This window comes from Thermococcus onnurineus NA1, from assembly GCF_000018365.1.
GTDB lineage: Archaea > Methanobacteriota_B > Thermococci > Thermococcales > Thermococcaceae > Thermococcus > Thermococcus onnurineus.
Map to the genome: position 1 here is coordinate 1,355,137 of NC_011529.1, position 12,889 is coordinate 1,368,025.

A 12,889-nucleotide genomic window follows, 5' to 3' on the forward strand; every position below is an offset into this window, starting at 1 on the left:
ATGAAAGATGCCGATTAGGAAGGTTATGAAGGCTAACGAGGCTGCTGCCTGGGCGGCCAAGCTGGCCAAGCCAAAGGTTATCGCAGCGTTCCCAATTACGCCCTCCACTCTCGTTCCTGAGAAAATAAGTGAGTTCGTAGCCGATGGAGAGCTTGACGCAGAGTTCATCAAGGTCGAGAGCGAGCACTCAGCAATTTCTGCTTGTGTCGGTGCTTCGGCGGCAGGTGTTAGGACCTTTACCGCGACCGCTTCCCAGGGTCTCGCTTTGATGCACGAGATACTCTTCATCGCAGCAGGAATGAGGCTTCCGATAGTCATTGCCGTTGGAAACCGTGCTCTCTCAGCTCCGATCAACATCTGGAACGACTGGCAGGACACAATCAGCGAGCGCGACACCGGCTGGCTCCAGTTCTACGCCGAAAACAATCAGGAAGCCCTTGACCTCATCCTGATAGCCTTCAAGGTCGCCGAAGACGAAAGGGTTCTCCTTCCTGCAATGGTAGGCTTTGACGCGTTCATCCTGACCCACACCGTCGAGCCGGTTGAGATCCCAGACCAAGAGCTCGTCGACGAGTTCCTCGGCGAGTACATGCCAAAGCACGCCTATCTCGATCCGGCCAAGCCGATAACCCAGGGTGCACTCGGATTCCCAGCCCACTACATGGAGGCCCGCTATGGAGTCTGGGAAGCTAACGAGAACGCTAAGAAGGTCATCGATGAGGTCTTCGCCGAGTTCGAGAAGAAGTTCGGAAGGAAGTACCAGAAAATTGAAGAGTACAGGACCGAAGATGCCGACATAATCTTCGTCACCATGGGCTCCCTCGCCGGAACCCTCAAGGAGTATGTCGACATGCTCCGCGAGAAGGGCGTTAAGGTCGGTGCCGCCAAGATCACCGTTTACAGGCCATTCCCAACCGAAGAAGTCAGGGAGCTCGCAAAGAAGACAAAGGTTCTCGCGCTTCTCGAGAAGAACGTCACTTTCAGCGTCGGTGGAGCCTTATTCCAGGACTTCAGCAGGGCCTTGGTCAACGAGAGTGAGAAGCCAAAGATAGTTGACTTCATCCTCGGCCTTGGAGGCAGGGACGTCACCTTCAAGGACCTTGATGAGGCTCTAGCAATAGCGCAGAAGGCCCTCACTGGGGAGGAGTTTGAGGAAGTCAACTGGATAGGACTTAGAAAGGAGATACTGTGAGGTGAGGAAGATGGCCGTTAGGAAGCCCCCAATTACCACTCGCGAGTACTGGGCACCTGGTCACGCCGCCTGTGCTGGTTGCGGCTGTGCAGCTGCTCTCAGGCTTGCCACAAAGGCCTTCAGCGAGGCCATGGAGGAGAAGTACGGTGATCCAAACGCCTTCGCTATAGCCCAAGCCACAGGATGTATGGAAGTCGTCAGCGCCGTCTTCCCGTACACCGCCTGGAAGGCCCCGTGGATCCACGTCGCTTTCGAGAACGCCGCCGCAGTTGCGAGTGGTGTCGAGGCCGCCTGGAAGAAGGTCGGCAGGAAGGGTAAGATCCTCGCTATCGGTGGAGATGGTGGTACGGCAGACATCGGTATGCAGGCCCTCAGCGGTATGCTCGAGCGCTGGCACAACGTCGTCTACCTCATGTACGACAACGAGGCCTACATGAACACCGGAATCCAGAGGTCGAGCTCAACTCCCTACGGTGCCTGGACGACCACCTCACCGCCAGGAAAGCTCTCCATCGGTGAGGACAAGCCCAAGAAGTGGGTTGCCCTCATCGCTGCCGCCCACCAGATCCCGTACGTGGCAACCGCCAGCGTCGCTAACCCCTATGACTTCATCAAGAAGATGAAGAAGGCCGCTAAGGTCGACGGCCCGGCCTTCGTCCAGGTCCAGTGTACTTGTGTCCCAGGCTGGCGCGCCCCGCCGGAGAAGAGCATTGAGATCACTAGGCTCGCCATCGAGACCGGTGTTTGGCCGCTCTTTGAGATCGAGAACGGTGACTTCCACAACATCAAGATACAGGCACCGGGAGGAGGCGCCAAGGTCAAGCGCGAGGGTGGCAGGATCGTTGCCATCGAGTTCAAGAAGCCCATCGAAGAGTACCTCAAGCTCCAGGGCAGGTTCAAGCACCTCTTCAAGCAGCCCGAGGCCATCGACATAATGCGCGAGCAGATCAAGGCCATGTGGAAGGTTCTTGGCGTCGATGTCATCCTCCCGAAGCCGGAGGAGTGACCTCCCTCTTTCTTCTTCTACCAATTTCTGCTTTCACCTGATGATTGTTCTACAAAAATGACCCATAAGGGTCTCTTTTATAACAAAGCTTTTAAGCTCTTAGGAAAACCTAATCCGGAGGTGGTTAAAGATGACTATCAAAACTCCCCCCACCCTGAACATAGCGGGGCTGGGTGCTGACCCACTCACTCAGAGGATAAGCGAGAAGCAGAAAAAGTGGAAGTACAAAATAGCCGTTCTCAGCGGCAAGGGTGGTGTCGGGAAGAGCACCGTTGCTGTCAACCTCGCCGCCGCCCTTGCAAAGAAGGGTTACTTCGTCGGAATCCTCGACGCGGATATACACGGGCCGAACGTGGCAAAGATGCTAGGTGTCGAGAAGGCCGACGTCCTCGCTGAGAGGATGGAAGATGGCAGGTTCGAGATGATACCCCCGATGAATGACTTTCTCGGCCAGACCACGCCTATAAAGGTCATGAGCATGGGCTTCCTCGTCCCAGAGGACCAGCCGATCATCTGGCGCGGAAGCCTCGTTACCAAGGCGATTAAGCAGCTCCTCGGAGACGTCAAGTGGGGCGAGCTGGACTTCATGATAATAGACTTCCCACCGGGAACGGGCGATCAGATACTCACGGTCACCCAGACCCTCCAGCTCGACGCGGCGATAATCGTCACCACACCGCAGGAGGTCGCTTTGCTGGACACGGGCAAGGCCGTCAACATGATGAAGAAGATGGAAGTGCCTTACATAGCCGTCGTCGAGAACATGAGCTACCTCATTTGCCCGCATTGCGGCAACGAGATAGATCTCTTCGGTAAGGGTGGTGGAAGAAAGCTCGCCGAAAAAGAGGGCGTTGACTTCCTCGGGGAGATACCAATAGACCTCAAGGCAAGGGAAGCCAGTGACACTGGCATACCGATAGTCCTTTACGAGGACACCATGGCCGCCAAGGCCTTCACGGAGATAGTTGACAAGCTTATCGCCAAGCTCGAAGAGATGAAGGGCGAAGAGACCAAAGAAGAGGGCAGCGAGGAATCTAAGGACGAGTAAAGCCTTTAAGACCTTTTTCCCTATTCTTTATCGCGGCCGAGGCCGGCAGACGCCGTTGCCGTGAGGCCGCGCTGGGCCAGGCTACATTAACTTTTTAACCATGTTTGGGTATCTCCCTGGGAGGGATATGATGAAGCGAACCCTTGTTCTAATAACCCTCATCATCCTTATGGCTCCCCTCGTTTCTGCCGGTGAGCTGACATACTATCCAAATCAGGGAGCTTTTCAGGCTTTTCTGGACTCAAACTCGACTTACACTGTGATTGCCGGAAACGAGACCTGGGCAAAGGCCTGGGCGTATTACGTCGATGAGAAGCTTTCAACTGTAAAGCAACACGGAAACGAGACGCTAGTCCTTATTGGGAATGTTTATAACAACCCCATGATTATGATCCTCTGGCCCCAGACCGGCCTTCCCGAAAACCAGTCGCTTCTGCCCGGAATCATCGTTCTCAACCACTCCGTTATCATAACCGGCTCCGAGGACAACATCTACCTGACGGAGCGTGCTTTTGAGAAGCTTTGGAATCCTCCACTCGAATCAAAGGTCGGCTTTGTGGTACTGCTCGTCATTATAGCCTGGGTCTTCTTGCTCACTCTCCGCAACGATAAAAGCCATGCCGGCAGCTTCTACAGCCTGACCCTCTCCCTATTCATGCTGTGGTATCTCACTTCCCCTATTCCAAAGATGAGTGAAGTTTTTCTCGAATACTTCTTCCAGGGACTCAAATTTGCCGTTGGGGGCTCCGTGGATTCTCCGTTAGGAGCAATGTTGGGTGTACTATTCAAGATAGTTCCACCCATCGAGGAGAATCTTGTTTTTGCCCACTGGGTGCTTATCCTTCTGCTGATATCATTCTCCTTTTATATCTCGCCAAAGCGCGCCCGCGAGTTGGGCTTCATAGTCTTCGGCCTCACCTTTGCCTCGCCAATGTTCAGGGAGCATCTCCACCACATTGACTGGAGCGTCCTCGGCCTGACATCTTTCCTCATCACGCTGGCAATAATAAGCAACGTGACTTTCTCGCCGGAGATAGTAAAGGCACTGTTACAAACGCTAGTTCTGTCTCTGTTCACCCTGCTCACGATAGCAATAAATCCGTATCTCCTCCCAATTCCCGCCATCTTTGCACTGGCCTTCCCAAAAAGGCATCTAAGAAACTATGCCTACTTACTTATGAGCGCACTCGGCGTGGCCCTCATATATACCCAATTCGGCTTTCCCGTAAACATACCCAGCCACATGACTCCAGAGTGCTGGGACTACATAGCCAAGTTCTTTTTCAATACGGCCCTGGCGATCCTGGCTATAACCTACGCAGTAATTTACAGAGAAAAAAGCATGAAAATGAGGGGCCAGACGCCCTTTCTCGCGATGTTGGCGGTCTTTTACATTCCCCTTGCGCTGTTCATCCCGGAGATACTGCCCTACTGCTTCGTAATCCTCGCATCCCTCACGGCGAGGATGCTCTATGGGCTCACTCCTCAAACTTGATGGCACCTATTACAGCACCCTTAAGGTGCGGGCCGATTTCCTTGATTATTCCCGGTGCCTGAGTGCCCTTCTTGAGTATCAGGAGTGTCTCCATCAATCCGAGCTCCTCCATGCGCTTAACATCCCTGCTGTGCCCTGTCCTTATAAGGGCCTTTTCGACGTTTTCGCTTATTGTCCCTGTCACGAAGAGCTTGTCGTAGCCGTCGCTCAGCCAGGATTTTATGCGCTTGAGCTGAGCATCGCTGAAGGCAAGCTCAACCTCTCTCGCGCCGAACTCGACTCTAGTGACCGTAACCTCAACGGGAAGGTTGTCAACCCAACCGAACTTCCTTATCATTTCCCTGACCGGCATCTTTCCAAAGGTCTCCTTGAGGTAATAGAGCGGTAGAAGGGCATCCTTAGGCTTTGGAGTGAATATTCCAATGTCAACGTAAGCCCCGTAGCCAACTTTTCCCAGGTCTATGAACCTTCCCCGGTAGGTTTTGCCTTCTTCAACTGCCTTAAGCCTGTAGGGAATCTCGCCGAACTCCTCCCTTACGAGGTTTGCTGAGATTTCCTCGTCCTCACCGTTGAGACTTACCTTGACCCACTGCTTCTTAACCGCTGAGAGCCTCCATTCAACTTCCAGATCACCGAGGAGGGCCTTGAGCTTTTTATCAAGCTTCAAAAAGCCGCTCCTGTCCCCGTAAACCTTCTCCAGAATAACTACTTCCTGCATTCTCACCATCCCCGAAGTTCATCAAACCAAACCATTCAAATCTACTTTTTCGACTTCCTCGGTTTCTTCCTAAGGCCGAGCTCGATCTCGAGCTCCTCTATGCGCCTCTTGAGCTCCTCGACGACGACGGTATTATCGTACTGCATGAGCATATTACCACATATCGGACACTGGAACTCGTACTCCATGGCCTCATCGAAGGTGAGCTTCGGATGGCCTGGAGTGCCACAGTGGTAGTAGATCTCACTTGTCTCTTCCTCGAGCATCTCCTTGAGTCTCTTAAGCTCGGCCATCTTTTTGGAGCGGATTATCTCCGGAAGTCTCTTGGTTTCGAGACGCCAGTAGTAGTAATACCAGCCGGTCTCTTTGTCCCTTATGCGCTTGAACTCTGCCAAACCCTGGTCGTAGAGCATGTAGAGGACTTTCCTGACGGTGTTGACCCGGATGCCAGTCATTTCCGCGAGCTCCTCATCCGTGGATTCCTTTTTCTTCTCGAGAGCCTTAATTACCTCAACAGCTTCCTCTCCACCCAGGTCCATAGCGAGTTCCAGGAGCTCCTTGTTCTTTCTCCTTGTCACAATAACGACCTCCAGAGAATATTTGACCACCCTGAGTTTAATCCCCAATGTTTGTCCAATAATAGACTATATGGCCTGGAGTATATATAGGTTTTTGTCATATTTCCAACGCCGATGAACAGAAAAGAACGTTGGATAAGAATCAATCGGTAAAGTACTCATCAAGCAGCTCCTTAGCGGAGGGCTTGTAAAGCTCTATTACCTCAATGTCCTCGATGACGTTGCCTTCCCTGAGTTTAAGCCTGACTTTACCACCGTAAACCTGGAGATCATCGAGCATGCCGTATATCGCGTCCTCAGCTTCCAGCGGACTTTTAAACTTCATGATATATTCTCCGCTCTGGTCAATGAGTTTAACCCAGTACTCGTTCTTCCTCTTGAATGGCCGGGTAATCTTTGGTTTAAAGTTGTCCACTACGATTTCCAAACTGAGTCACCTCCGAAATCGGGGTTCACTGCTCTCTTAACCATTTGGGGTTCAATCTTTTAAGGGTTTCTAAAAAACTTAGGTCAGGGCTAAGGCCCAGACTCGGAGGATTCACTGGACTCGAAATGGCAGCTCAAGGCCAAGTTCTTCAGCAACCTTGGCAACCTTTTCCAGAGGAATTATGGCCGTTCTTGCACCAACTTTCTGAACAGTTAGATAAGCAAGCAACATCCCCAGTTTGGCAGCATCATTCAGCTTCCATCCATTGAGAACGCCGTATATCAACCCAGCGTCGAAGGAATCACCTGCACCGGTAGAATCGACGACCTCTGCGCTCAGCCCCTTGACTTCGCAGATCTCTCCGTTTTCATTCCTAATCAATGCACCCCCTCCGTTGAGAGTTACGATAACATTTTCCGCTCGAGCTTTAGAGAGGTCGAGCTCGCCGAACTTCCTCCTGAACTCGTCTTCGTTCATTAGGAGGTAATCAACCTTCTCCTCGATTTCCCCAGGAAGATGTGCTTCCCCTATGTCCAGAGAAACTGTTATGTCCCTCTCATGTGCGAAATTAACTACCTTAACTATGACTTCAGGGGGATTTGAAGAGAGATGGATGTGCCTTGTCCTAGCAAGGTAGTCAAAATCGACCTCCTTCATGAGGTTGGCGCCGGGGTACTTCACTATCCTCTTGTCCTCTCCGTGTATCATGGCAACTGCTATCCCCGATGGAGCATCGACGACTCGTATACCACCCGTGTCGACACCTATCCGTCTGAAGTAAGAAAGGTGCGCCTCACCTATCTCGTCCCTTCCAATGGCACCGAGAAAGCCCGTTTTCAGCCCAAAGTGGGCCAGCCAGGAGATCGTGTTGGCTGCTGCTCCACCCAGACCGAAAAAGGCCTTCTCGGCACTTACCTTCTCATGAAACTCCGGAAAACGCTCGACGAGCATTATGATATCGTAGTTAAGGTTGCCGATTCCTATCACGTCGAACCCATCGTCCATCACACTCACCTCTGAAAAGTAGGATATGGGTGTCCCCGTTAATAACCTTGCGGTACTCTAAGAAAGAAAATTCATAGTCCTTATGAAGGAAAAGATTTAAATATCCATTCCTACCCACATGTGAGTAAGAGGTGAACAAAAATGATGCTCATACTCGAGGCCTATTTCAAGAACTATCCTGCCAGAAGGAAGGTTGCAGAGTTCCTTTTCGAGAACGGCCTCAGCATAAAGAACGGGAAGATATACCTCAGAGACGTTGAGGTGCCAATAAGCGAGCTGGCAAGAATCATTGGCGTCAACAGGAAGATAGTCTATCACACAATAGAGTACATCGAAAAGACCTATCCACTCAAGCTTATATTCGAAAAGCTCAATCCACTGCCAAGCCTCATAGACGTCGCTCCGCTGATGGGCTGGGAAGTGCTCGAGATAGAGCTGGAAAAGGACGCTTATTTAACTGGATTTTCAAAGGTTCTAAAGTTACTAGCGGAGAACAAAGTCCCAGTAATGGAGGTCTTCAGCAGGAACCTCCGCGAGGAGCCGAGCAAGCTCTACATAGTCATCGACGGAACGCTACCCGTAGAGGTCTTCATGAAGGTCAAGGAAATGGAGGGCTTCAAGAAACTCATCCTCCACACGCCGGAAAAGGACAAGGAAAAGTTCGTCTGCAACTACTGTGAGGTCAAGTACTGTCCCAAGAGAGTGCTCCTCGAGAGAGTCGAGGTCAGCCAGTGACCTCGAAGCCTTCCAGCCCTTCAGGTTCTTCCCATTTTACCTCCACTCTGGTTACCCTCGCCAGAGAGGGTCCCTGGTGGGCCCAGCCTATTAGAGCCTCAACCCTCTCGGGATCGCCCTCCACCACAGCCTCCACGGTTCCATCGGGCAGATTCCTAACCCACCCACTCACGCCCAGCTTTCTCGCTTCCCTCTGCATGCTCCATCTAAAACCAACTCCTTGAACGCGGCCGTAGATTTTAAGGTGTGCCCGCACCCGCTCCATACCACATCCCAACGATACTAACCCCACAACTGATTTAAGCTTATCCGTCGAAAGTTCACTAGGAGGTGAGATAATGGAAATGATACTCGTTTACACTACATTTCCGGATTGGGAGAGCGCCGAAAAGACTGTTAAAACTTTACTCGAGAAGAAGCTCATTGCCTGTGCCAATCTTAGGGAGCACAAAGCATTTTACTGGTGGGAAGGAAAAATCGAAGAAGATAATGAAGTCGGCGCGCTCCTCAAGACGGACGTGAGCAAGTGGAAAGAGCTACGGGAGACGATAAAGGAACTCCACCCCTACACCGTGCCGCTAATAGCAAGGATAGACGTCGACAAGGTGAACGGGGAGTACGCGAAATGGCTCGAAGAAGTTCTGGGGCAATAAGGAAGGTGAAGCCCCAGATTAGGGTTGTAGGTTTTGACGACGGAACTTTCTCCTTTTCTTCAAAATTAGAGAGGGAAAAGACGATTCTAATCGGCATCGTCATGAAGGGCTCTCAGGAGGTAGTCGGCGTTCTCTCGCGCTGGATAACCGTCGATGGGCGAGATGCAACGAACGCAATGATAGACGCCGTTAAGAGCTCACGCTTCAGGGATTTGAGGGTCATCATGCTCAAGGGGATAACCTACGCGGGCTTTAACGTTGTGGATTTGGAGATGCTCCACCGGAAGACGGGACTTCCAGTGATAGTTGTCGTCAGGAAGAAGCCAGACTTGAGAGCCATGGAGAAAGCTCTAAGGAAGCACTTTTCTGATGCTGGGGAGAGGATAACCCTACTAAGAAAAGCGCCACCTCTGGTGGAACTAATCCCCGGAAGGCTCTATCTCCAGGCGGTCGGCCTTGACTACGAAAGGGCTGCTGAGGTAGTCAGAGTAGCCACGAAAACCGGGCTCACTCCAGAGCCCCTTAGACTGGCCCACATGATAGCCAGTGCCGTGATGAGGGGCGAGAGTACAAGGGAGTAGGTTTATAAGCCGGGAGGAAAAGGAAAAATCGACCGATGATGGCAACAGGGTAGCTACCGAAACTTGATGTGGAAGCCGTTCCAGTCTGAGGTCTCATTCGCACGGAACCAGGAGCACCGGGATTTTTGAATCTCTTATAACCCTCTCCGCCGTGCTCCCAAGGAGTAGATCCTTTATGAAGCTCCTTCCCTTCTTGCCAATAACTATAAGTGTGGCCCCCTTTGCCAGGGAGGTTCCTATTATGGCCTGAGAGGCAGGACCCACGAGAACCTCAAGTTCAAACGGCGCCTTTATTCCCTTGGCCAACTTCTCGAGGTTCTTCTTGGCAACATCTATGTTGTGTTCGAGCTCTTCGACCTTACCGTAATCAACGGAGTGAAGGAGTATACCCTTATCCACGAGTTCCTCGAACCCCTTGACGATCTTTATTATCCTTATTGAGCACTTGGAGAAGTCCAGCGAAACGAGGGGACGCTTAAAGATTTCGGTACAGTCGACGGACAGCTCGAATTTATCGTCGCTCTTCAGGTACTTAAGGAGGAGAACTGGTCTTTTGGTGGCTCTGGCGAGGTTCGATGCAGTGCTGCCAACGAACATTGTTCTCCAGATATTCTCGCCCATGCTCGGAATAACTACGAGATCAATATCGTTCTCCTCGGCCACCTCCGCGATCTCTATCGAGGGAATACTTATCCTCACAATTGGATTTACCTTCACCCCTTTCGTCTCCAGCTCTCTAGCGAGCCCCTCCAGCTTTTCGCGGTAAATGTCTTCCAGCTCGAAGGCCTCAAACTCGGCAACAGTTATGTCAACGACATGAATTAAGTGGAGCTCCCTGACTCCCAAAGGGAGCAGCCTGGGAATACAGTTCCGCAGAGCGTGGAGCGAAACGTCGGAAAAATCCGTTGGGTACAGAATCTTCTCAAACATTTAGGTCACCTTAGTATCATATTGTTCATCAATGTTTATTACAGTTGCTCATGGATTGGAAAGGATTATAACGCTCAGAGCGAATTTTGAGCGGTGATACTCATGGCCAAGAGAGTCCACATCTTTGACTGGCATAAGAAAAATGCTAAGAAGGTTGAGGAATTCGCCGGATGGGAGATGCCTATCTGGTACTCGAGCATAAAGGATGAACACCTCGCCGTCAGAAATGGCGTTGCCATCTTCGATGTCTCGCACATGGGGGAGTTCATTTTCAAGGGTAAGGACGCGCTGGAGTTCCTCCAGTACGTTACTACCAATGACATAAGCAAGCCCCCCGCGATAAGTGGAACCTACACCCTCGTCCTTAACGAGCGCGGAGCTGTGAAAGACGAGACCCTTGTCTTCAACATGGGGAATGACACCTATATGATGGTCTGTGACAGCGATGCATTCGAGAAGCTCGAAGCCTGGTTCAACGCGATAAAGCGCGGAATAGAGAAGTTCGGGGAGCTCGATCTTGAGATTGAGAACAAGACCTACGACATGGCAATGTTCTCCATTCAGGGACCAAAGGCAAGGGATCTGGCAAAGGATCTCTTCGACATCGACATCAACGACCTCTGGTGGTTCCAGGCCAAGGAAGTCGAACTCGACGGCATAAAGATGCTCCTCTCAAGGAGTGGCTACACCGGCGAAAACGGCTTTGAAGTCTACTTCGAGGACGCCAATCCATACCACCCCGATCCAGAGAGGAGAGGCGAGCCCGAGAAGGCCCTCCACGTCTGGAAGACAATACTCGAAGCCGGCGAGAAGTACGGCATTAAGCCTGCCGGACTCGGCGCCCGTGACACTCTCAGGCTTGAGGCTGGCTACACACTGTACGGCAACGAGACCAAGGAGCTTCAGCTCCTCAGTACCGACATCGACGAAGTTACCCCACTCCAGGCAAACCTTGACTTCGCCATATTCTGGGACAAGGAGTTCATCGGAAAGGAGGCTCTGCTCAAGCAGAGGGAGCGCGGCATTCCGAGGAAGCTCGTCCACTTCAAGATGATCGACAAGGGCATCCCAAGGGAGGGCTACAAGGTCTACGCCAACGGCGAGCTTATCGGCGAGGTCACGAGCGGAACCAGCTCACCTCTCCTCGGCATTGGAATAGGCATTGCCTTCGTTAAGACGGAGTATGCCAAACCTGGCGTCGAAATAGAGGTTGAGATAAGGGGCAAGCCCAAGAAAGCCGTAACCGTTGCTCCCCCGTTCTATGACCCCAAGAAGTACGGCGCCTTCAGGGAGGAGTGAGGTTTTTATTCCCTTTTCCCACATCTTTCCCCATGTCTAAAAAGCACGCGATCGGAGCCGTTCTCCTCTGGTCAACGGTTGCATCTGCCTTCAAGCTCTCGCTCGGGTATCTAACTCCACTTCAGCTGGTCTTCTACGCCTCGCTAACTTCATTGTTCGTCTTTGGCGTTCTCTATGCCAAAAATTTCTCACCGAGGAGGGAGAACCTTCGTTCGGCCTATCTCGGGCTGATTAATCCACTTATTTACTACACGGTACTCTTCTCGGCCTACGACCGCCTGTCGGCCCAGGAGGCACAGGCCTTTAACTACACCTGGCCGCTGATGCTGGTTGTCCTCTCTATCCCCATCCTCGGAAAGAGGCCCAGTGCTAGGGCAATAGCTGGCTTGTTCCTCGGCTTCCTCGGGGTCCTCGTCGTTGCAACTAAAGGGAACCTGGCCGAACTGAACTTCACAGACCCGGTAGGTGTTGCATTGGGCCTCTGGAGCGCTGTGATATGGGCATCTTACTGGATACTGAACCTCCGCGACGAGAGGTCCCCAGTTGAGAAGATGTTCTGGAACTTCCTTTTCGGCTTCATCTATGTAGCGACAGCAACTTTCCTCACCGGAAGCCTCGCCCTCCCAGAACCAAAGGCTCTGGCTGGAGCTATTTACGTCGGCCTCTTCGAGATGGGCCTGACCTTCCTGCTCTGGTACAGAGCCGTGGAGAACGACATGGCCTTTGCCTCAAACCTGGCCCATATTGTCCCCTTCCTCTCGTTAGTCTTCATATCGGTGGTCGTGGGCGAGAGCATAGCTCCATCAACGGTTGTGGGACTGGCGATGATAGTTGGCGGAATCGTTATTGGAAGAGAATAGCACAAAACTTATAAACCTCCCCTAGCTAAGGTTAAGCCGGATGGGGGCGTGGTGTAGCCTGGTCCATCATCGCGGGCTCCAGAGGTATGAGGACTTGCGGGTTTGCTGATTTGGGGATGAGCCTTTGGAGCTCTGACCCGGAGAAACCCGCGGACCGGGGTTCAAATCCCCGCGCCCCCACCATTTCTGGAAAACTTCTTCCGAGAGTCTAACGCACACTGTCTCTTTTGATAAATCCTTGCGTTTGTGAGCCCTTGCCTTTTTATAGACATAGCACGGAGAAGTGACTGATGGAGATGCTCTGAAGCAGCTAGTAACCCCGACAGCTAGCTAGTACCAACGGAAGTTTTATTAACTTTGAC

16 protein-coding genes and 1 tRNA gene are annotated in these 12,889 nt (G+C 52.0%); 11 read left to right on the top strand and 6 right to left on the bottom strand.

Annotated features, from left to right (window positions below):
• Positions 1-7: 7 nt before the first annotated feature.
• The 4 genes from porA to TON_RS07565 all read left to right on the top strand — a co-directional run bounded on the left by porA (position 8) and on the right by TON_RS07565 (position 4,741).
• Positions 8-1,192 carry a pyruvate synthase subunit PorA gene (porA, locus tag TON_RS07550; RefSeq protein WP_012572443.1) on the top strand — a complete coding sequence of 395 codons (1,185 nt, stop codon included), beginning with the start codon at positions 8-10 and terminating at the stop codon, positions 1,190-1,192.
• Between the two features lie 10 nt (positions 1,193-1,202).
• Positions 1,203-2,198, top strand: coding sequence for a pyruvate synthase subunit PorB (gene porB, locus TON_RS07555; RefSeq protein ID WP_012572444.1), 996 nt, complete (start codon positions 1,203-1,205; stop codon positions 2,196-2,198).
• 130 nt (positions 2,199-2,328) lie between these two features.
• Positions 2,329-3,246: an Mrp/NBP35 family ATP-binding protein gene (locus TON_RS07560; RefSeq protein WP_012572445.1), complete on the top strand. Its 918-nt coding sequence runs from the start codon at positions 2,329-2,331 to the stop codon at positions 3,244-3,246.
• A gap of 127 nt (positions 3,247-3,373) precedes the next feature.
• On the top strand, positions 3,374-4,741 hold the full coding sequence (locus tag TON_RS07565; protein ID WP_238516387.1) for a hypothetical protein: 1,368 nt from the start codon (positions 3,374-3,376) through the stop codon (positions 4,739-4,741).
• Here the strand turns inward: TON_RS07565 and TON_RS07570 are convergent.
• The 4 genes from TON_RS07570 to TON_RS07585 all read right to left on the bottom strand — a co-directional run bounded on the left by TON_RS07570 (position 4,725) and on the right by TON_RS07585 (position 7,469).
• Positions 4,725-5,459 (bottom strand): DUF2110 family protein, encoded by a 735-nt coding sequence (locus TON_RS07570; RefSeq protein WP_012572447.1) that lies wholly within the window; start codon positions 5,457-5,459, stop codon positions 4,725-4,727. The two genes, TON_RS07565 and TON_RS07570, sit on opposite strands and share 17 nt — an antisense overlap.
• A 41-nt stretch (positions 5,460-5,500) precedes the next feature.
• A complete protein-coding gene (tfe, locus tag TON_RS07575) occupies positions 5,501-6,037 on the bottom strand; it encodes a transcription factor E (protein ID WP_012572448.1) in 537 nt (178 codons plus the stop codon).
• 142 nt (positions 6,038-6,179) lie between these two features.
• Positions 6,180-6,464 (bottom strand): hypothetical protein, encoded by a 285-nt coding sequence (locus tag TON_RS07580; RefSeq protein ID WP_012572449.1) that lies wholly within the window; start codon positions 6,462-6,464, stop codon positions 6,180-6,182.
• A 111-nt stretch (positions 6,465-6,575) separates the two neighbouring features.
• On the bottom strand, positions 6,576-7,469 hold the full coding sequence (locus TON_RS07585; protein ID WP_012572450.1) for an ADP-dependent ribose-1-phosphate kinase: 894 nt from the start codon (positions 7,467-7,469) through the stop codon (positions 6,576-6,578).
• Between the two features lie 141 nt (positions 7,470-7,610).
• On the opposite strand from TON_RS07585, the gene TON_RS07590 reads away from it, so the two are divergent.
• Complete coding sequence (locus TON_RS07590) at positions 7,611-8,204, top strand: hypothetical protein (protein ID WP_012572451.1); 594 nt, start codon at positions 7,611-7,613, stop codon at positions 8,202-8,204.
• Here the strand turns inward: TON_RS07590 and TON_RS07595 are convergent.
• Positions 8,194-8,469 carry an acylphosphatase gene (locus tag TON_RS07595; protein WP_012572452.1) on the bottom strand — a complete coding sequence of 92 codons (276 nt, stop codon included), beginning with the start codon at positions 8,467-8,469 and terminating at the stop codon, positions 8,194-8,196. The genes TON_RS07590 and TON_RS07595 overlap by 11 nt on opposite strands.
• Positions 8,470-8,542: 73 nt before the next feature.
• On the opposite strand from TON_RS07595, the gene cutA reads away from it, so the two are divergent.
• Entirely contained in the window at positions 8,543-8,857 is a 315-nt protein-coding gene (gene cutA, locus TON_RS07600) for a divalent-cation tolerance protein CutA (protein ID WP_012572453.1), read from the top strand.
• Positions 8,830-9,438: an endonuclease dU gene (locus TON_RS07605; protein WP_012572454.1), complete on the top strand. Its 609-nt coding sequence runs from the start codon at positions 8,830-8,832 to the stop codon at positions 9,436-9,438. The genes cutA and TON_RS07605 overlap by 28 nt, the downstream gene beginning before the upstream one ends.
• Positions 9,439-9,531: 93 nt before the next feature.
• Here the strand turns inward: TON_RS07605 and TON_RS07610 are convergent, their stop codons facing one another.
• Complete coding sequence (locus TON_RS07610) at positions 9,532-10,368, bottom strand: universal stress protein (RefSeq protein ID WP_012572455.1); 837 nt, start codon at positions 10,366-10,368, stop codon at positions 9,532-9,534.
• On the opposite strand from TON_RS07610, the gene TON_RS10770 reads away from it, so the two are divergent.
• From TON_RS10770 to TON_RS07625, 4 genes are all read left to right on the top strand, one after another.
• The gene (locus TON_RS10770; RefSeq protein WP_167710906.1) at positions 10,318-10,458 is read left to right on the top strand and encodes a hypothetical protein; all 141 of its coding nucleotides are present in this window, start codon (positions 10,318-10,320) and stop codon (positions 10,456-10,458) included. The two genes, TON_RS07610 and TON_RS10770, sit on opposite strands and share 51 nt — an antisense overlap.
• A gap of 12 nt (positions 10,459-10,470) precedes the next feature.
• The gene (gene gcvT / locus TON_RS07615) at positions 10,471-11,667 is read left to right on the top strand and encodes a glycine cleavage system aminomethyltransferase GcvT (RefSeq protein WP_012572456.1); all 1,197 of its coding nucleotides are present in this window, start codon (positions 10,471-10,473) and stop codon (positions 11,665-11,667) included.
• Positions 11,668-11,699: 32 nt separating this feature from the next.
• On the top strand, positions 11,700-12,527 hold the full coding sequence (locus TON_RS07620; RefSeq protein WP_012572457.1) for a DMT family transporter: 828 nt from the start codon (positions 11,700-11,702) through the stop codon (positions 12,525-12,527).
• Between the two features lie 42 nt (positions 12,528-12,569).
• Positions 12,570-12,710, top strand: a tRNA-Trp gene (locus TON_RS07625).
• Positions 12,711-12,889 lie beyond the last annotated feature (179 nt).